The organism is Archangium sp. (assembly GCF_036388035.1).
Classification (GTDB): Bacteria; Myxococcota; Myxococcia; order Myxococcales; family Myxococcaceae; genus Archangium.
In genome coordinates this window covers 1-17,413 of the sequence record NZ_DASVSO010000763.1, presented here as the reverse complement: position 1 = coordinate 17,413, position 17,413 = coordinate 1, and the positions used below count along the sequence as shown (strand labels likewise).

22 protein-coding genes are annotated in these 17,413 nt (G+C 71.4%); 11 read left to right on the top strand and 11 right to left on the bottom strand.

Features of this window, described 5'->3' with window-relative positions:
• Nucleotides 1–731, top strand: a 731-nt coding sequence (locus VF697_RS31345) for a DUF3396 domain-containing protein (RefSeq protein ID WP_331100705.1), incomplete at its 5' end; no start/stop codon positions are given.
• A gap of 253 nt (nucleotides 732–984) precedes the next feature.
• Here VF697_RS31345 and VF697_RS31340 read toward each other — a convergent pair.
• On the bottom strand, nucleotides 985–1,314 hold the full coding sequence (locus VF697_RS31340) for a TraR/DksA family transcriptional regulator (RefSeq protein ID WP_331100702.1): 330 nt from the start codon (nucleotides 1,312–1,314) through the stop codon (nucleotides 985–987).
• A gap of 262 nt (nucleotides 1,315–1,576) precedes the next feature.
• Here VF697_RS31340 and VF697_RS31335 point away from each other — a divergent pair, with 262 nt between their 5' ends.
• Nucleotides 1,577–2,389 carry a YwiC-like family protein gene (locus VF697_RS31335; RefSeq protein ID WP_331100700.1) on the top strand — a complete coding sequence of 271 codons (813 nt, stop codon included), beginning with the start codon at nucleotides 1,577–1,579 and terminating at the stop codon, nucleotides 2,387–2,389.
• Nucleotides 2,386–2,826, top strand: coding sequence for a hemerythrin domain-containing protein (locus VF697_RS31330; protein ID WP_331100698.1), 441 nt, complete (start codon nucleotides 2,386–2,388; stop codon nucleotides 2,824–2,826). The genes VF697_RS31335 and VF697_RS31330 overlap by 4 nt, the downstream gene beginning before the upstream one ends.
• A gap of 6 nt (nucleotides 2,827–2,832) precedes the next feature.
• Here VF697_RS31330 and VF697_RS31325 read toward each other — a convergent pair whose 3' ends face one another.
• Nucleotides 2,833–3,471 (bottom strand): START domain-containing protein, encoded by a 639-nt coding sequence (locus tag VF697_RS31325; RefSeq protein WP_331100696.1) that lies wholly within the window; start codon nucleotides 3,469–3,471, stop codon nucleotides 2,833–2,835.
• Between the two features lie 103 nt (nucleotides 3,472–3,574).
• On the opposite strand from VF697_RS31325, the gene VF697_RS31320 reads away from it, so the two are divergent.
• Nucleotides 3,575–5,074 carry an HAD-IG family 5'-nucleotidase gene (locus VF697_RS31320; RefSeq protein WP_331100694.1) on the top strand — a complete coding sequence of 500 codons (1,500 nt, stop codon included), beginning with the start codon at nucleotides 3,575–3,577 and terminating at the stop codon, nucleotides 5,072–5,074.
• A 15-nt stretch (nucleotides 5,075–5,089) separates the two neighbouring features.
• Here VF697_RS31320 and VF697_RS31315 read toward each other — a convergent pair whose 3' ends face one another.
• Nucleotides 5,090–5,548 carry a DUF2267 domain-containing protein gene (locus tag VF697_RS31315; protein WP_331100692.1) on the bottom strand — a complete coding sequence of 153 codons (459 nt, stop codon included), beginning with the start codon at nucleotides 5,546–5,548 and terminating at the stop codon, nucleotides 5,090–5,092.
• 269 nt (nucleotides 5,549–5,817) lie between these two features.
• Between VF697_RS31315 and VF697_RS31310 the strand changes: the two genes are divergently transcribed.
• The 5 genes from VF697_RS31310 (at nucleotide 5,818) to VF697_RS31290 (ending at nucleotide 8,294) form a co-directional block, all read left to right on the top strand.
• Nucleotides 5,818–6,237: a hypothetical protein gene (locus VF697_RS31310; protein ID WP_331100690.1), complete on the top strand. Its 420-nt coding sequence runs from the start codon at nucleotides 5,818–5,820 to the stop codon at nucleotides 6,235–6,237.
• 101 nt (nucleotides 6,238–6,338) lie between these two features.
• Nucleotides 6,339–6,605, top strand: a complete 267-nt coding sequence (locus VF697_RS31305; protein WP_331100689.1) for a hypothetical protein — start codon at nucleotides 6,339–6,341, stop codon at nucleotides 6,603–6,605.
• Nucleotides 6,606–6,658: 53 nt separating this feature from the next.
• Nucleotides 6,659–7,333, top strand: a complete 675-nt coding sequence (locus tag VF697_RS31300) for a hypothetical protein (RefSeq protein WP_331100687.1) — start codon at nucleotides 6,659–6,661, stop codon at nucleotides 7,331–7,333.
• Nucleotides 7,334–7,421: 88 nt separating this feature from the next.
• Nucleotides 7,422–7,700 (top strand): hypothetical protein, encoded by a 279-nt coding sequence (locus VF697_RS31295; RefSeq protein WP_331100685.1) that lies wholly within the window; start codon nucleotides 7,422–7,424, stop codon nucleotides 7,698–7,700.
• Nucleotides 7,701–7,793: 93 nt separating this feature from the next.
• Entirely contained in the window at nucleotides 7,794–8,294 is a 501-nt protein-coding gene (locus tag VF697_RS31290; protein ID WP_331100682.1) for a hypothetical protein, read from the top strand.
• Here the strand turns inward: VF697_RS31290 and VF697_RS31285 are convergent.
• The 5 genes from VF697_RS31285 to VF697_RS31265 form a co-directional block, all read right to left on the bottom strand.
• On the bottom strand, nucleotides 8,245–9,432 hold the full coding sequence (locus VF697_RS31285) for a S1 family peptidase (RefSeq protein WP_331100680.1): 1,188 nt from the start codon (nucleotides 9,430–9,432) through the stop codon (nucleotides 8,245–8,247). The genes VF697_RS31290 and VF697_RS31285 overlap by 50 nt on opposite strands.
• A gap of 46 nt (nucleotides 9,433–9,478) precedes the next feature.
• Nucleotides 9,479–10,045, bottom strand: coding sequence for a hypothetical protein (locus VF697_RS31280; RefSeq protein ID WP_331100678.1), 567 nt, complete (start codon nucleotides 10,043–10,045; stop codon nucleotides 9,479–9,481).
• Between the two features lie 40 nt (nucleotides 10,046–10,085).
• A complete protein-coding gene (locus tag VF697_RS31275; RefSeq protein ID WP_331100676.1) occupies nucleotides 10,086–10,478 on the bottom strand; it encodes a hypothetical protein in 393 nt (130 codons plus the stop codon).
• On the bottom strand, nucleotides 10,478–11,392 hold the full coding sequence (locus VF697_RS31270; RefSeq protein ID WP_331100675.1) for a hypothetical protein: 915 nt from the start codon (nucleotides 11,390–11,392) through the stop codon (nucleotides 10,478–10,480). The genes VF697_RS31275 and VF697_RS31270 overlap by 1 nt, the downstream gene beginning before the upstream one ends.
• A gap of 99 nt (nucleotides 11,393–11,491) precedes the next feature.
• Nucleotides 11,492–12,319: a CheR family methyltransferase gene (locus VF697_RS31265; RefSeq protein ID WP_331100674.1), complete on the bottom strand. Its 828-nt coding sequence runs from the start codon at nucleotides 12,317–12,319 to the stop codon at nucleotides 11,492–11,494.
• Nucleotides 12,320–12,565: 246 nt separating this feature from the next.
• Here VF697_RS31265 and VF697_RS31260 point away from each other — a divergent pair, with 246 nt between their 5' ends.
• Nucleotides 12,566–13,963 carry a hypothetical protein gene (locus tag VF697_RS31260; RefSeq protein ID WP_331100673.1) on the top strand — a complete coding sequence of 466 codons (1,398 nt, stop codon included), beginning with the start codon at nucleotides 12,566–12,568 and terminating at the stop codon, nucleotides 13,961–13,963.
• A 13-nt stretch (nucleotides 13,964–13,976) separates the two neighbouring features.
• Here the strand turns inward: VF697_RS31260 and VF697_RS31255 are convergent, their stop codons facing one another.
• Both VF697_RS31255 and VF697_RS31250 read right to left on the bottom strand, forming a co-directional pair.
• Nucleotides 13,977–14,768, bottom strand: a complete 792-nt coding sequence (locus VF697_RS31255; protein WP_331100672.1) for a DUF3396 domain-containing protein — start codon at nucleotides 14,766–14,768, stop codon at nucleotides 13,977–13,979.
• Nucleotides 14,769–15,078: 310 nt separating this feature from the next.
• Entirely contained in the window at nucleotides 15,079–16,023 is a 945-nt protein-coding gene (locus VF697_RS31250; RefSeq protein WP_331100671.1) for an agmatinase family protein, read from the bottom strand.
• Nucleotides 16,024–16,083: 60 nt separating this feature from the next.
• Between VF697_RS31250 and VF697_RS31245 the strand changes: the two genes are divergently transcribed.
• The gene (locus VF697_RS31245; RefSeq protein ID WP_331100669.1) at nucleotides 16,084–16,659 is read left to right on the top strand and encodes a CAP domain-containing protein; all 576 of its coding nucleotides are present in this window, start codon (nucleotides 16,084–16,086) and stop codon (nucleotides 16,657–16,659) included.
• 22 nt (nucleotides 16,660–16,681) lie between these two features.
• On the opposite strand, the gene VF697_RS31240 is transcribed toward VF697_RS31245, so the two are convergent.
• A partial coding sequence (locus VF697_RS31240) for a dienelactone hydrolase family protein (RefSeq protein WP_331100666.1) occupies nucleotides 16,682–17,413 on the bottom strand: 732 nt, incomplete at its 5' end.

The window sequence follows — 17,413 nt, the reverse complement described above, 5'->3', positions numbered from 1 at the left end:
CGCTTGCCTGGTTTGCCGATGACAACGGTGACTGGCAAGAGCTGGATGCGTCCGGGTGGAACGTCATCCGGCGCCAGTTGCTCGATGCCGAATGGCCCGGCAGCCACGTCTTCGACTTGTGCGAGCACCCGGATGCCGCCTCGGGTTACGAGGTCGAATACTGCGGAAAAGGGCTCGGCGCCTTTCGTCCGGACGTGGCTTGCGCCGTGTGCTTCTGGCTGCCAACGGAGTACCTCGAAGAGCACGGTCCGAGGCGGGTGCGAGAGCTGGCACTGGAGCTGGCCGCACCGCTGCCCTTCAACTCGGGCCACGCGGGCCTCGCCTTCAATCGCCTCGGGACTCCCCTGGAACTTCATCCCCTCTGCCTTCGTTACCCGGGAATGGACGTCTTGGACCTGATGCAGGTGTCCGAGACCATCGGCACACGGGTGCGCGGCGCCTACTGGCTGACCTTCCTGGGCCAACCGGTGCTCGGGGAGTTGGGAGGCACCACGGGTCTGCGCGCCCGCCTCTCCTCTCCCGACATCACCGTCCAGGAATTGGATGGCGCGCGGGCCGTCGTCACCCTGGGGAACTGGCCCGAAGCGGGCGACACCCAGCAGGGCCGCGACCTGCCCGTCCACCGCGAGCTGGCGCGCGTCCTGGAGCCCTGGCTCCACCTGCGGCGAATCCCCTGGAGCGGCTTCTCCGACGAGGACATGCGTCGCTGGGAGCGCCGCTTCCTCGACTGAGGACCGCGCTCCCGAGGCATGGGCCTTCACTCGCGCGCACGCGGACGTGCCAAGTGCACCCGACCGAGCACGGGAACTTCGGATAGTGGCTCGTGGAGACCTTGCTTCAAGCTACTTCACGCATGAGCAATCAACGGTGGAGGAGCCGCACGGTCCCCACGAGCCGCGACGGACAATAGGGGCACTCCCTCGCGTTGGCAAGCAAAATACCACTTCAGCCGTCACCTCCCCCGAGGTGACTCCGGGAATCGGCTCAGCGCACCACCTGGGCACTGCACGCCATGCAGTGGCGGGCCTCGGGGATCGCGCGCAGCCGGTGCCGGCCAATCGCCCCGCCGCAGCGCGCGCAGTGCCCGAACCGGCCCTGCTCGATGCGCACCAACGCGTCGTCGATGTCCCGCAGCTCCCGCAGCTCCCGCTCCGTCAGCCGCTCCCGCACCTCCGCAGCGGTCTCCTCCGCGGCCTCGTCCACCGGGTCCGGCTCCCGCTCGCCCCTCAGCCACCCGTTGTCGCGGAGCGCACCGCGCAGGCTGCTCCGCCGCTGCAGCAACGACGCCCGCGCTTCGTTGAACAAGGTGTCCATGGCCACATCCCCACTTCTCTCGGCGGACCCACACGGGCCCACGACGTGTGGCTCCCCCCATTTCAGGAAGCGTGCCTCGCCCTTCTCTCTCCTGAAGCCTGTCCCCGCCCCGCAAGGTTTGCGGGCTCCCCCACCCCTTCCGCACCCCTTGCGCCCACCGCCCCCACCTCCGCCCTCACGCGCGTTGGAACACCCTTTGCTCTGAGTGACTCCAGGCACCTCCCTGGTGCCCCGCTTGCCGCTGAACGAGGTCGCTCGCACGATGTCCTCCCTCTCGACCCTCCCCTCCCCGGGTTCTCTCCTCCAGGGCCTCCTCCCCCGCGAGCACGGTGTCTGGTTCCAGCTCGGCCTGCCCCTCGCCACCGCCCTCCTCGTCACCGGCGCCCCCACCAGCGGCCTCTGGCTCTCCGGCGCCGCCCTCGCCTCGCTGCTCGCCCATGAGCCCCTCCTGCTGCTGCTCGGCCAGCGGGGCTCCCGCCGCGGCGAGCGCGACGGTGGCCGCGCCCGAGTCTGGGGCCTCCTGATGGGGACGCTGGGCGTGCTGGGCCTCGCGCTCGGTGTGCTCGCCATGCCCGCCGAGGCCCGGCCCTTCCTCGCGCTGCCCCTCATCCTCGGCGGCGAGGTGCTGCTGCTCGCCTGGAACCACCAGGAGCGCACCCTCTCGGGCGAGGTGCTCGCCTCGCTCGCCCTCAGTGCCTGGGCCGTGCCCATCGCTCGGGCCGGGGGCCTGTCCGCCACCTCCGCGCTCTCGCTCTGGGGCACCTACGGCCTGGCCTTCGGGCTCGCCACCCTGGCCGTGCGCACCGTCATCGCCAGCCACCGGCCTCGTGCCCACCGCGAGCGGCTGCGCTGCACCGGTGGCGCCACCATCGCCCTCTCGCTCGTCGCGGCCGTCACCTGGGCCGTGCACTCCGGCCTGCCCCTCGCGCGCGTCGCGGCGCTGCTGCCCATGGGCCTCGTGGCGCTCGGGCTGTGCGTGGCCCTCCCCTCGCCCCGCCGGCTGCACTCCATCGGCTGGACGTTGGGCGTGGCCGGTACCCTCACGCTCGTCCTGCTCGGAGTGGGGCTGTCATGATGCGCGACGCACGCCTGCGGGGGCTGTCCGCGGAGCACCAGGAGGCCCTCCTCTTCGGCCGCCGCCTGTTGGAGGTCTCCTCCGGCCCCGAGGAGGAGCTGTCCCGTGCGTGGGAGGTCCTGCGCCGCCGCTTCTTCGCCGAGGTGCAGCCGCACTTCCTCACCGAGGAGCAGGAGCTGCTGCCCGCCCTGGAGGCCGCCGGAGAGGAGGAGCTGGTGGCGCGCGTCTGGGAGGAGCACGAGGCCCTGCGCACGCTCGTCGCCGCCGACGCGCTGCCGCTGCGCATCCGCCTGGAGAAGCTGGGCCTGCGCCTCATCGCCCATGTGCGCTTCGAGGAGGCTCGAGTCTTCGAGCTGGCCCAGCGGAGGCTGCCCCCCGAGGTGCTCGAGCGCATCGCCCAGCGCGCCCCGCCCCCGCTCACGGGGACGGGCACGTAGGCCCGACTAGCGCGCCGAGGCGCGCTCGGAGCCCAGCTTCTGGGCCCGCTTCTCCACCGCGCGCACCGTGGCCATCACCGCGTCCTTCTGGCCCACCCCGGCCAGGAAGCCGGGAATGGAGCCCCCGGGCTCCACGGAGAAGCGGTAGACGAAGCGCGAGCGGCCCTCGCCGCTCGGGGTGAAGAGCCAGCTGCCCTGGTTGTGGCGCAGCCGCACCACGCCCTTGCGCTCCGGCAGGCCCTTGCTCTCCGCGGACCACCTCTGGCGGAACTCCCCCGAGCCGTCCTCGGCCAGCAGCTGCTCGTCCACCACCCGCAGCACGTAGTCCCGGTTGGAGATGATGGGGAAGTCGAGCTGCGTGTACGTCACGCGCCCTTCCGGCTCGTTGGCCACCAGCTTGGACTCCGTCACGTACGGCATCCAGTGCCGGAAGCTCTCGTGGTCCCTGAGCGCGGACTGGATGTCCCGGATGTCGGCGGCCAGCTCGCCCTCGGCCCACACCTCCTGGACGCCCCCGGGGATGTCCGGCCTGTCCCTCACCTTGATGGTGATGTCACCGCCCGCGACCTTCTTCCACTCCTCGGCGCTGGCGACTCCCACCGCCATCACCACCACCAGCACTGCCAGGCCCGGCAGGCTCCTCATGTTCGACTCCCCTCACTCCGAGGCGGGTCCCCCGCCCTCCACCAACACCCTCGCCGCCAGAAGCATCGACTTTTGGCACCGGCCAGGGCACGAAGGTAGCTCTATGAGCAGCCACCTGACAGCCCCCCCACCCGAGCGGGGGCTCTTCTGTAATCGAACCCTCAACATGAGGGCCATCAAGGCCATCGGTTATGACATGGACTACACGCTCATCCATTACAAGGTGGAAGCGTGGGAGCAGCGAGCCTACGAACATATGCGAGACCGGCTCGTCGCGTTGGGGTGGCCGGTGGCCCACCTCACGTTTGATCCGATGCTGGCCATGCGCGGCCTCATCATCGACACCGAGAAGGGCAACCTGCTCAAGGCCAACCGCTTCGGCTTCGTGAAGAAGGCCCTCCATGGCACCCGGCCCATGGACTTCGAGGCCCAGCGCCACGAGTACTCCGGCACCCTCATCGACCTGGCGGATCGGCGCTGGGTGTTCCTCAACACGCTCTTCTCGCTCTCCGAGGCCTGTCTCTACGCCCAGGTGGTGGACCTGCTGGACGCCGGCAAGCTCGCCGGCCCCATGGGCTACGGCGACGTCTACGAGCACGTGCGCCGCAGCCTCGACGCCACGCACATGGAGGGCGCGCTCAAGGCGGAGATCATCGCCGATCCGGGCCGCTACGTGCTGGCGGACCCGGACACGACGCTCGCCCTGCTGGACCAGAAGAACGCGGGCAAGAAGCTGCTGCTCATCACCAACAGCGAGTGGGCCTACACCCTGCCCATGATGCACGCCGCGTTCGACCCGTACCTCCCCGAGGGGATGACGTGGCGCGAGCTCTTCGACGTGGTCATCGTCAGCGCGCGCAAGCCCGAGTTCTTCACCACGCGCGCCTCGCTCTTCGAGGTGGTGACGACGGTGCCGGGCCACGAGGGCCTGCTGCGTCCGCACTCGGGGCCGCTCAAGCCGGGCGTGCCCTACTTCGGTGGCAGCGCCGCCGAGGTGGAGCGCTCCCTGGGCATGAGTGGCGATGAAATCCTCTACGTGGGCGACCACATGTTCGGCGACGTCCACGTCAGCAAGAACGTGCTGCGCTGGCGCACCGCGCTCGTGCTGCGCGAGCTGGAGGACGAGATTCGCGCCATCAGCGCCTTCCGGGCCACCGAGGCACGCATCGCCGAGAAGATGCAGGAGAAGGAGCGGCTGGAGGCCGAGTCCTGCCAGGTGCGGCTGGAGCTGCAGCGGCGGCGGCTCGGCTACGGCCCGCGCGAGGCCTCGCTCACCGACGAGCGGCTCCACGCCCGCGCGCTCGAGCTGCGCGGCCAGCTGGAGCGGCTCGACACGGAGATCGGCCCCATGGCCCGCGCCGCCAGCGAGCTGGCCAACCCCATCTGGGGCCTGCTCACGCGCGCGGGCAACGACAAGAGCCACCTGGCGCGCCAGGTGGAGCGCTACGCGGACATCTACACGTCGCGGGTGAGCAACTTCCTCTTCGCCACGCCCTTCGTGTACCTGCGCAGCCCGCGCGGCAGCCTCCCGCACGACCCGAGCACCCCGGGCGGCACGCCCGTCTTCCCCGTCCGCACCACCGGGGACACGGGCGCGCCCTGAGCCCTCCCGGGTGGCCTACTGGGTACGCCGCCAGAGGTCCTGCAGGTCCGGGGGGAGGTTGCTCTCCACGTCGTCGGCCTCCCCCTCCGAGATGTGCTCGCGCAGCCCCTGGAAGACGGCGCGCACCAGGGGCTCCACCTCGGAGATGTCCTTGCGCAGGTCCTCCGCCACCACCCGCAGGAAGTCCTCCCGGGTCCTGCCGAAGGCGCGGGTGCCCGGCGCCGCCTGGTTCTCCTTGGGCAGGAACTCCACCAGCTTGCGCGGCAGCTGCGCCCTCAGATCCTTCGCCTCGCTGGGTTGGATCCGGTGCAGCAGCGCATTCACCACCGACACCGCCGCACACTCAGCCACCCCCGTCTCCATCTTCCCCACCTCGGACAGGTGCCGGATGAAGGCGGCGTAGGTGGTGCCGATGTGGGACTCGTGGCGCTTCTCGCTGCGGCTCTGGGGGGTTTCCGTTGGATTGTCGGCCATGGAGCGCTCCTCGGTGTCGTTTGGTGAAAGGTGGGCATGGCCGGCCGTGGGGGGGGGCCGGCCGATCAGGTAAGAGGTGACCAGGGTTTCCTGGAGGGGCAGCCACCCAGGTCGGGAAAGGCCCCACGTCAGGGGAGGGGCCGGGCGACCTTGCCGATCGGCAGGGCATGTCAGACCCCTCTAGTATCTCTGGTGCCGTGAGCCACTCGACCACCCACGGCACGTTGCGAGTCCTTGAGCAGGGGAACCTTCTCTTTGGAGCGGACCTGATGCCTGTCCAGTCCGGGAGCGGGCGCAAGAAGCGAGCCCGCAAGAACGGGACGCCCAAGCCGGCGGGGTTCGCCGCGGCCCTGGCCCTGGTGGTTCAGCACGGCCGCAAGCTGGCCAAGGAAGTGGGGAAGACGGCGCTCTCGCGCTGCCCCCGCTGCGGCCACGTGGGGCCGACGCAGCAGGACTTCGGCACCCGCATCATCCGCGGCGAGCGCCGGCCGCAGTCCTGGTGCCGCAGCTGCCGCAAGACGAACCTCCCGCCGCTCAAGGCCCTGACGGAGACGTCGGGTCGCTCGCTGAAGGCCACCCGGTCGGAGACGGCCAACGAGGTGTCCGCGTCGGCCCGCTCGTCGGCGAAGGCGGACGGATGGCTGTTCCCGGAGCTGGTGCCCGTGCGCAAGAAGCGCCGGACGTCCTGAGCGGCTCCGCCCGAGCAGCCAGCCAGCGCCCTCTCGCGCCCCCGGGTGGGATGACGAGAGCCTCCCGCCTGCTCATTCCTCTCTGAGAGGAGGGAGTGCACATGGCGGTTCGGACGGACATGGTGGGCATCAAACGCTTGCGGCAGGCGGACGCGCACAGCGCGCAGCCCAGCCAGCAGGCCAGCAAGGGCAGAGCCACCCCCTTCCAGGACGAGATTCCCCTGCTGCGCCGCGAGCGGCTGCTGGCGCGGGCTCGCCTGGGTCCAGCGGCGGAGCCCCCTCGGCCCAAAATCCCCCGCACAGTGGCCCCGGTCCACGGGCGCAAGAAGCCGCCCAGCCAGATGCACATCAAGCGCGACGGCGGGTGAGCCGCGGCAACAAACCCGAGCCGCGCCCGGTGGGCGGTCTATGCTGGGGCGCAATGGACGACGCGCTGTTCTCCTCGGAATTCGAGCCGGCCGACACCCGCTACCTCTGGCGGCTGTGGTTCGCGGACGTGCTGGACCTGGCCACGTCGGCGCTGCTGGGCTGGGGCGCCCTGCGCGCGCTGGACGTGGATCGCACGCCGAGCGCGCTGGTGCTGGCCGGGGTGGGGGTGTGGCTGCTGATGTCGCTCGCCGGCGGGTGGAGCGGCTGGACGCTGTGGCGCGGCGTGGTGGGCCTGCGGATGGTGGACGCGAAGGAGGCGGGCGCGCCGGGCCCGGGGTTGGGACTGGCCCGGGCCTTCCTGGTGCCGTTGGATCTGCCCATCTCGCCCGTGCTGCAGCGGCGCTACTTCGATCGGCTGCTGAAGGTGGAGCCCGAGGCGGTGCCACTGCTGTCGCGCAAGTGGCAGCGCGGCCTGGGCTGGCAGGGCGTCTGGCTGGTGCTGCTGCTCGCCTCGGTGTGGTTCGTGGTGATGCCCACCCGGCGCGAGGCGCTCACGTACCTCAAGCGGCTGGATGGGTGGCGCTGCTGCAACTCGAGGGCAACCCCCTCGCCCTTCACGTGCTCGAGCTCGGTGTCGCGCGCGGTGCGCGCGGCGAAGGGCGGGGACGAAGAGTCGCGGGCCGTCGTGGCGCAATGCCCCCGCGCCCGCTCCGAGTTGGGGCGCTGAGCCAGCGGGCGCACGTCGCACGGGAGAGGGAGCGGGGGGATTTAAAAACGGTCCGGGCGTCCTTACCTCCCAGTCAGGAGGTCAACACATGGCGGTCAGGACGCGGGAAGCAGGCATCAAGAACAAGAGGCGGGTGACGGACGTCGACGTGACGCAGCCCAACCAGCAGGCCGTGGGCGTCAGCAAGGGGCGCAAGACAGTGCCCCGGGACCAGGCCGCGGCGCTGCGTCGCGAGCGGTTGATGCGCAAGGCCACGCCCGGCCCGGCCATGACGGAGCCGGTGGGACACGGGCCCGCCACCACCGAGGTGCGGCCCGGCAAGAAGACCATCAGCCGGCGCAAGACGAAGCGCGGCAACACCGCATAGCGCGCTCGCTCCACCCGATAACCCATAACCGACGGATGGTCCGGCCCCTGGTCAATCGGGCCGGCCATCCCTACCTCACATGGGGGAGGTCCCATGCCAGAGAAAACGAAGCAGGCGCGTGCCAAGCGCGCCAAGGCCAAGGGTACGACCGTGACGGTGAAGGCCACGGACATTGGTGACGTTCCCGCCGGCAAGAGCGCCCACGCCCTCAAGAAGAGCCGCGGCATCGTCGGCCGGGCCGCCGCCGCCGACCGCTCCGTCAGCCGTCGCCGTCCGCCCGGCGAGGGCAAGACGGCGCAGAGCCTCAAGCTGCCCGTGCCGGAGACCGGCAGCTCCACCTCGCGCCGCCGGACGATTCCGGACGAGGCCGCCGCCCAGTACCGCCACGGGAAGCGCACCAAGACCGTCGCCACCGAGGCCGCCGCCTACCGCCGCGAGGAGCGTCCCAAGGTGCCACGCAGCGAGGCCAAGCAGCGCCAGGAGACGCGCAGCAAGCGGGGCTCGCCCGTGCAGGGCCGCAAGAAGGCTCCGAGCGAGATGGGCATCACCCACAGCGGCGGCCCGCGCAAGCGCCTGCCCCTCCACGGCGGCTGAGCCACCCGGCCAGCAGCACCCACCCGGCCCACGCACCCGGGCCCGGAGCGCTCGCGCAACCACCACCCGCCCCCTCGGGCTCGGTCCGCTCGCAGGGGGTGAAGCAGCGGCATGCGTCCTCGCCCTCGGGCTCCAGGCGCGCGCACACGCTCCCGGCTCCGCACTGGGCGTCCTCGGCACACGCCGCGCCGTAGTCGCCCTCCTGCAACGCGTGCAGGAGGCAGCGGCCCGCTCCGCCCTCCGTCATGGGGACGCAGGCGAGCCCCGCGGGGCACTCGGCGGCGTGGGTGCACGTGGCCCCGCAGAGGGACTCGGGAGCGAGCACCGGGCCCGGTAGTGGCGCGGGCTCGGCGAGGAAGGGCCGGACGAAGTCCTCGAGCAGGGCGTCCACGCGGACGTTGAAGGCGTCCGTGCGGCAGGCCACGTCTCCGCTCGCCGTCACTCCGGCGAGCACCTCGCGCCCGTCCGGGCCTCGCACCAGCACCGGGCCGCCACTGTCGCCCACGCAGCTCATCGCGGGTGAGGGCCCGGCGTGGAAGGCGTCCGCCTCCACCTGCGTCACCTGGAGCGCGCCCTGGCGGCGTCGGCCCGAGGGGGCGGTGGCGTCCTTCGTGTCGCCGAAGCCCACCACGCGCGCCACCTGGCCCGTCTCCAGCGAGCCCCAGACGGGCTCGGGCAGGGCGAGGGGCGGCACCTCCACCGGCCGGGCCAGGCGCAGCAGCGCCGCGTCCCAGGCGTGCGTGGTGCGCTCATACCGGGGGTGCCGCACCGCGCGTGTCACCCGGACGAAGCGCCCGCTGGCTTCGGGCTCCGGCAGCAGTCGGGTGCCGAGAAACACCTCGTAGTCCCCGTCCGTGTCGAAGATGTCCAGGCAGTGCGCCGCCGTCAGCACCACGTCCGGGGCCACCAGCGAGCCCGTGCACAGCAGCGTCAGCGAGTCTTCCTGGCACCGCGTGCGCCGGGCGATCAGCGCCACCACCGCGGCATCGTCCGGGGCGTCCGTGCCCCCCACCACCGCGTCCGCTCGCGTGGCCTCGGCCCACGGGGAGTCCACGGGGGACGTGGGCGCACAGGCGCACAGCGTCAACAGCAAGAGCCACGGGGACGCGGTGCGCTCGCGGAAGCAACCCGGCTTCATCCGGTCCCCTCGGCCCCTTCCTCTCCCGGGGGAGAGGGGTGCGTCCTCACTCCGCCGGCTCGTGGCGCGCCGCTTCCGCCAGTGCCGCCATCTCCTCGCGCAGCGTGCCGAGCCTCGCCTTGTGCCGGGAGAGCTGAACCTCCAGCCGCCTGGCCTCCGCCGAGTCCCCGCGCTTCTCCGCGCTCAGCCGCTCCTGCTCCAGCCGCTCCACGTCCCGTCCGAGCAGCTCCGAGATGCGCACCATCTTCCCGTGCTTCCATGCCGCCGTTTGCGGCTTCTCGGGCTCGATGGGGTCGTTCTCCTGCGGCGGAGGGTTCTCCACCTCGGGCTCCGGCACCACGTCTCCCGGGCCGATCGGCACCACTGTCGCGCGCCCCTCCGCCAGCTCCACCCGCGCCTCCGCCTTCACCGGCTCGGGCCTGGCGGGCGCGGCGGCGGGCGACACGGGCACGGGGGGGGGCATGGCCACCACCGCCGCGATCGCCGGCATGGACCGCCGCTCCGGGGCCTGGGGCTTCGCCTCCGGCGCGGGCCCGAAGAAGCGCAACGCCAGCGCGGTCCCGAGCAGCAGGGCCGCGGCCAGCGGGGGAACGATACGGGACCTGAGATTCATCGCTCGTCTCTCTCCGAAGAGGGGCCTGACACGCCGCCCCTCACAGGCGCAGCTTCCAACCGTCCGGGTGCTGCTCCACGCGCAACAGCAGGGGCTCCTCGCGCACCCGCCCGTCCCGAGCGATTCGCGTACGCACCAATACCGCGTTCGCGTCCCGCCCATCCACCCGCGCGTCCAGCACCTCCACCAAGGAGAAGCCGTGCTCCTTCATCTCGTCCACCGTCTCGCGGCAGGCGTCGGCCGCCTTGCCGACGAGCAAGGGGCCGAGCTCCGCGCAGTCGCCCTCGGGCAGCGCCTCGAAGAAGCGCTGCACCGTGGCCCGCGCGGCCTCGGTCTTCCGCGCCTCCGAGGATCTACAACCGGGGGCGGCCAGCAGGCCCAGTGCCAGCACCATGGCGCGCGGGGCCGCCCTCCTCGAAGCGAAGCGAGTCATCAGTAGCAGTTGGGAGCGTACAGCTCGTCGTCGCTCGCGGAGGCGAACTGGTCGTCGCAGTAGGCGCTCGCCAGCGCGTGGCCGTTGCGCACGCAGCCGTCGTGGTTGGTGGCGTCCAGCGTGTACTGGGTGTCGCCGCCGCACCCGCCGCCGCAGCGGCCGAAGCAGCTGCCCTGCACCTTGGGGCGGCTCCAGTGGTCCGGCTCGCCGCACACCCAGCTGCCGCCGCTCAGGTAGTACTCGTCACCGCTGCACGAGGCGTGGTCACCGAGCTGGGCGATCTGCTGGTTGATGGTGGCGTCGAAGCCGCCGTGCTGGCAGTCGTGCTTGGCGTAGGAGTAGTAGTTGAAGACACCCGCGCAGCTGCCCGTCCAGCGGCCGCCGTTGCACTTCGCGTAGCTGCACAGCATGGTGTAGCCACGGCCCTGCTCGCCCATCACCGTGCGCTGCAGCGCCAGCGAGGACGAGTGCTGCGTCCACAGGCTCACCGCGCGCCGCAGGTACTTGGCCTCGGGCGTCGCCGCGTCACCGGCCGGCAGCTGCGCGTTGAGCGCCGCGGACAGGCCCGTGAGCACCTCGCGGTCCCCGTCCAGCAGCTGCGTGTCCTGGCCGCTCTCCTCGGCGAAACCGTCCAGCGACGACACGCCGTTGGCCACGTCCACCAGGCCCGTCAGCGTCAGCCCGTTGAGCCGCACCTCGATGCGGTAGACGTCCTGCTCCACCTGGCGCGAGGAGAAGCGTGCCTCGCTCGCGTCCTGGCCGGCCGTGCCGAAGCGGCCCGACACCGTGCCCGCCTCCGTCGTCAGCTCCAGCCCGTCCGCGGCCTTGGCCGCCTCGTCCGTGTTCGCGGGGCCGCTCTGCCCCCCGCAGGCCCACAGCGTCATCGCCGCGACTGCTCCGAGTACCTTGCGCATCTGCCCGTATCCCTTCCGCGCCAGATTTTCTGGATTCCGCAGAAATCGAGAGAATCACGCATGTAGAGGGATTGCTAAATTCCAGCAAGTCCAAACGCGTCAACGCGGCGCGTCAGCCCGGTGGAAGAGGGGCAGGGCCCCGGCGGCGGGGACGAGGCCGGTGGCGCCCTCGGGGAGGGACTCGTGGGCGCCCAGGGCGAGCAGTCCCTCGGGGACGAGGTGCTCCAGGAGCCGGGGGAGGAGCTCGCGCTGTACGGGACGGGCGAAGTAGGTGAAGGCCACGTTGCGGCAGAGCACCAGGTGGAAGGGGCCCTCGGGCATGCGCTGGCGCAGGTCCTCGCAGCGGAAGTCGAGTCCCTCGCGGTACTCGGGGCGCAGGCACTGCTCGCCGTCGTGCGGGTCGAAGGCGGTGTCCACCCATTGGGAGGGCAGCTCGCGCAGCGTGGCGCGCCGGTAACAGCCCCTCCGGGCCCGCTCCAGGAGCGAGGCGTCCGCGTCGGTGGCCACCAACTCCAGGCGGAAGTCCGGGAAGCGCGGCGCGAGGCCGAGTCGGAAGAGGACGGCCACGGTGTAGGGCTCCTCGCCCGAGGCACACCCGGCGCTCCACACACGCAGCACCGTCTCACCCCGGGCGCGCGCGGCCCGCAACACCTGGGGGAGGAGCGGCTCGCGGAGCGCGTCGAAGACGCCCCGGTCCCGGTAGAAGCGGGAGATGGTGACGCGGCACAGGGCGTCCAGCACGGCGCACTCGGAGGGGTCCGCCTCCAACCGCTGGAGGTAGGCGGCGAGCCCCTCCACCCCGAGGGCCTTCATCCTCCGGCCCACCCGCTTGCACACCTGGCCACGCACGCGACGGAAGCCCTCGTAGCGCAGGCCGAGGCGCGGCGCGGCCCACCGCAGCAATTCCAGACACTCGGCATCCGTCACGCGGCACCTCCCGGCCCGGGGCTTTTTCTCAACCGCTGAAACCCAGCGGTCGGAGCGGAGCCGACAGCAGAGCAGGTTGCCCGAGTCGGTCGGTCACCACTCGTTGAGGGCTGTTCATGGCCCGACGCGCGCAACGTCCTCACGGACAAGCGGCATCGTGCCCGGGACGGAGGCACCGTTGAGCTCTCGTCGGGCAACCCCCACCTTCATCCGACGGGTACCGGCGGCGGCCGGAAGGAGACAGTCATGTCGCGAGGCTGGATGCAGGCGAGCAGGCTCCCGAGCAGGCTCCTGGGACTCCTCGTCACGGTAGCCGTGCTCGCGGGTTGTGGCGTGAGCGAAGGAGTGTCACCCGAGGAACCGGCCAGCGAGGAGCAGGGGACAGGCTCGACGTCCAAGCCGCGCCCCTCCGGAGGCGAGACGCGCTGGGTGCACACGGTGCGCAGTGCCGCGGAGAGCGACGTGCCCGTGGCCGTCGAGCAGGACGCGCGGGACAACGTCATCACCCTGGGCAACCACCGCACGCCCATCGACTTCGGAGAGGGCCCCGTGGGCTCGCCCTCGGGAGCGTCCGTCCTGGCCCTCTCCAAGCACGTCCCCCATGGAGCGCGGCTGTGGAGCCGTCTCCTCGAGGCCCCCCCGCGCCCGGGGACGAGCCCCTACGTGCGGGGCCAGGCGCTGGCGGTGGAAGCGACGGGCCACTTCCTGCTCCTCGGCCTGCAGAGCGGCGGGTTGGACCTGGGCGGAGGAGCGCTGCCGCCGGGGGCCTTCCTCGCTCGGTTCGACGCGAATGGGACTCCGCTCTGGGCGCGCGCCCTGCCCACCAACGCCACGAAGCTGGCCGTCGACAAACGGGGTGACATCACCCTCGCGGGTGTCCTGTCGGGCCGGGTGGACTTCGGCAACGGTCCCGTCACCGGCACCGCCCAGCCCTTCCTCGTCCGCTACGATTCCAAGGGGGGGCTGCGCTGGGTGTACGTGGACTCCGCGCGCGGCGTCCCGATGGACCTCGCCCAGGACGACGCGGGCGATCTCTACCTCGTGGGCGGCCGGTTCCTCCCGCCCAATGCGCTCCTCACACCCTTCCTCTCGCGGCTGTCCCCCGAGGGCCAGCTCGAGTGGACGCGGACGCTCGCGGGGGCCTCCGGCCTGACCACGAGCGTGGCGGCGCATGGCAACCACGTGGTGGTGTCCGGCTACTTCACGGGGAGCTTCGTCTTCCAGGACAAGACGCTCACGGCGACCGCGAGCCGTGGCTTCGTGCTCGCCTACAGCCGGGACCTGGACGAGCGCTGGGGCTTCTTGCTCGGCAGCGCCTCGGGGCTGGTGTCGATGGACCAGGGCTCGGGCGTGGTCATCGCGGGCCGCTACGCGGGAGGCGAGGACTTCGGCCTCGGGCTCGGCGCGCTGTCGGGCTACCCGGGGGCGACCAACCTGTACGTGCTGCGGCTGCAGCGCCCCACGGGAAGGCCTCAGTGGATACGGACCTACCCCTCGGCGTCCGGGCTGCCGCTGGACCTGTCCGCGACACGCCAGGGGGAGAGCACGCTCGTCGGCACCTTCCGGGCCCCGGTGGACTTCGGCCCCGGCCCGCTGAGCCCGGCCCCGGGTGGCAACACCTTCCTCCTCCAGCTGGAGCGCTGAAGCCGGGAGAGGCTCAGTCGAGGAAGCGGCGCGCCCAGCGGCGCCTGTCCTCCGGGGAGAAGTCGGTTTGGAACTTGGGGCCCTCGTAGAGCCAGGGCTCCAGCACGCGCGCCAGCTCGCGGTAGGCGGGCAGCGTGCGGCCCTGCTCGGTGTCCCCCGCGTCCGGCCATTCCCCCAGCGTCACCACCGCCCGGCCCCCCTCCAACTCCTGCACGGTGGTTCCTGGTGAGTGCAGCCGCGAGCGCAGTGCCGCCACGTCGCCCAGCTCTCCGAGCACTGGCTGCCCCAGGAACGTCAGCCACGAGGGGCCCCGTACCCGAGTACCAATATTGTACGCGTAGGACATCACGTCGGGGATGTCCATGCCCGGGTAGCGGAAGCACCGGTCGCGGATTTCCTTCGGTACTCCCACCGCGTCATTCGGTCCCAGGAAGGCCAGTCCCACGTTGCCAGAACACAAGGGCAGCGGGGCCGCCAGTTCCAGCGCCAGCTCGCGCACCCGTCCCGGGCCGTGCTCCTCCAGGTACTCCGTGGGCAGCCAGAACGAGGCCACGCACGCATAGAGTTCGGAGCCTGGCCACTCAGGGTCGTCGATTCGCCGGCCTTTGTATTCGAACTGGTACCCCCGCAGAGCATCCGTGCTGGCATCTTCTAAAATGACGCGAGGCCAGGGCTCCTCCAACAGCCTGCGCCGGTTGACAGCCCACCCCTCCTGGTCGAGTTCCCAAGAGTCCCCCTCGCCGTCCACATAGAAGCCGAGATTCTCCGTGCCCACCGCCTGCACATAGGTGTCCATCGAGCGCATGACCGCCCGTGCAATCTCTGTGTGCGGCCGGCGCATGTAGAAATCCAACCGCAAGCCCTCGTGTATCCAATAGCCTCTGGATTCCGTGCGGAGACGGATTTTTGGATAGCGCTCACTCACCAGAACACTCCTTTCCGGGGGCCGATGAGTTGTCCCGCGTGCAGCGGGCCCTCAACGTGTCCTGGGCATAGTGACCTGGACCGCCACGGCCGGGCGCGCCCACACAAGCGCCAAGCCACATGCAGCAAAGGAGCGCCCACTCTGACTGCCATCGCATGCGCCCCTCCCAGCCCCGGACGGGGCCGCCTGACTACCCGCGCGCGGAGAGCACTTCCAACAGCAGGCGCGCGGCCAGCTTGGCGGTGCGGGCGTTCTCGTCGTAGAGCGGAGACAGCTCCATCAAGTCAGCGCCCATCAGCTTCGGCTCGGCGGAGACGGTGCGCACCACGTCGATCATCTCCCGCGCGGAGAGGCCCCCCACGCCCACGGCGCTGACGCCCGGAGCCACGGAGGCATCGGCGGCGTCGAGGTCCACGCTGAGGTAGACGGCATCCGCCTGGGCCGAGACACGCGCCAGGGCCTCGCGGGCGACGGACACGGCCCCGCGCTCGGCGACGTCCTCGACGGTGTAGAGGTGGATGCCCTGCTCGCGGGCCCACGAGAGGTAGTAGCGCGAGTTGGCGAAGCGGCGGAGGCCAATCATCGCGGTGCGCGCGCCGGTGAGGATGCCGGTCTCCAGGGCGCGGCGGTACGGGGTGCCACTGGAGAGCGAGGCCGCGTCATCGTACTCGCGAACATCGAGGTGCGCGTCGATGGTGACGAGCGCCAGGCGCAGGCCGGGGCGCGCGGCGGCGAGCCCGCGCAGGAGCGAGCCGGTGATGCCGTTGTCACCGCCGATGAACAGCGGCCGGGCCCCCGAGCCGAAGAGGTTGCGGGCGGCCTCCTCGATGCGGACGTGGGCCATGGCGCCGTTCATCGGGGCGAGCGCGAGGTCTCCCATGTCCACCACGTCGCCGAGGTCGCGCTGACCATCGAAGGTGCCATAGGAGGCGAGGGCCTCGCGGAGGGCCTTGGGGCCGAAGCGGGCGCCGGGACGGGAGGGGATGCCACCGTCATAGGGCAGCCCGAGGACGACGGTGCGGTCCTGGAGCGAGGCGCCGGGCGAGAAGGGACGCAGCAGGGAGGAGGCCCGGGGGTCGCGGGGGTCGGCGACCGGACGCAGGCCTTCGAGCGGATCGTTCGGGGTGTTCTCCATGGTGCATCCTTGCCACGGAATCGAGCCTGCGTCGAAGTGTTGCAGCGAGAGGAGCCCGCCATGATTTCAATGAAGTTCCACCTGCTCGCCCTGTCGCTGACCTGCCTGACGGCGGGGGCCATGGGGTGCGGCACCAGCGAAGCCGCCACGAAGCCCACCCCGGACACGGGCGCCACCTCCGCCCTGGCCCAGGAGATGCTCGCCGCGCACAACCAGGCGCGGGCGAGCGCGAAGCCCAAGCCGAAGTCGCCCCTGCCGCCGCTCACGTGGTCGCCGGAGGCGGCCAAGGTGGCGCAGGCCTGGGCCAACCAGTGCCAGTTCGAGCACAACCGGAAACGGGGCAAGTACGGGGAGAACCTCGCCGCCGCGGCACCGCCGGGCTCGAGGACGAACCCGGAGGCGGTGCTGGACTGGGCCTCCGAGGTGGCCGACTACTCGTACGCGAGCAACAAGTGCACGCCGGGCAAGATGTGCGGCCACTACACCCAGTTGGTGTGGCGCGACACGACCCAGGTGGGGTGCGCGACGGCCATCTGCACGAAGAACTCGCCCTTCGGCGCGAAGTTTCCCAAGTGGCAGCTCTGGGTGTGCAACTACACGCCCCCGGGCAACTACGTGGGCGAGAAGCCCTACTGAGACTTCCCGCCCTCGCCCAACCTCACTGCTTCAGGTGCTCGGCCAGGAAGCCCCTCACCTGGTCCCAGGCGGCGGCCGCGGCCTCGGCATCGTAGCGCCCCGGGGCCGAGGGGTTCGCGAAGGCGTGCGGCGCGTCGTACCTCTGGATGCGGTGCGGCACCCCGGCGTCCGACAGCGCCTCGTCGAACTCCTCCACCACGTCGTTGGGGATGGACTCATCCTTCGTGCCGAAGATGCCCAGCACCGGCGCCTTGATGGACTTGAGCTCCTGCACGTCCGTCACCGGGCGCCCGTAGTACATGACCACCGCGTCCAGCTCCGGGATGGCCATGCCCGCGCGCAGCGACCAGGCCCCGCCGAAGCACCAGCCGATGACCCCCGTGTGCGTCGACTGCACCCGGATGTCCGTCATCAGGAACTGGTGCGCCGCCCGGAGGATGTCCCCCGAGCGCCGCGGGTCCACCGCCTTCATCGTGGCCATGGCCTCCTCGGGCGTGGTGGCCACCTTGCCGCCGTACAGGTCCACCGCCAGCGCGGCGTAGCCCTGGGCCGCCAGCCGATCCGCCCAGTGCATGATGTGCTCGTTGAGCCCCCACCACTCGTGGATGACGAGCACCGCCGGCATCGGCTTGCGCGCGTTCTCCGGCAGGCTCAGGTAGGCCCGCGCTCCCGCTATCTCCAGCATCTGCCCCTTGCGAGGCGGCGCCGCGTCCGCCTTCAGCTCGTGCAGCCCCTCGAACTCCTTCTCCGTCAG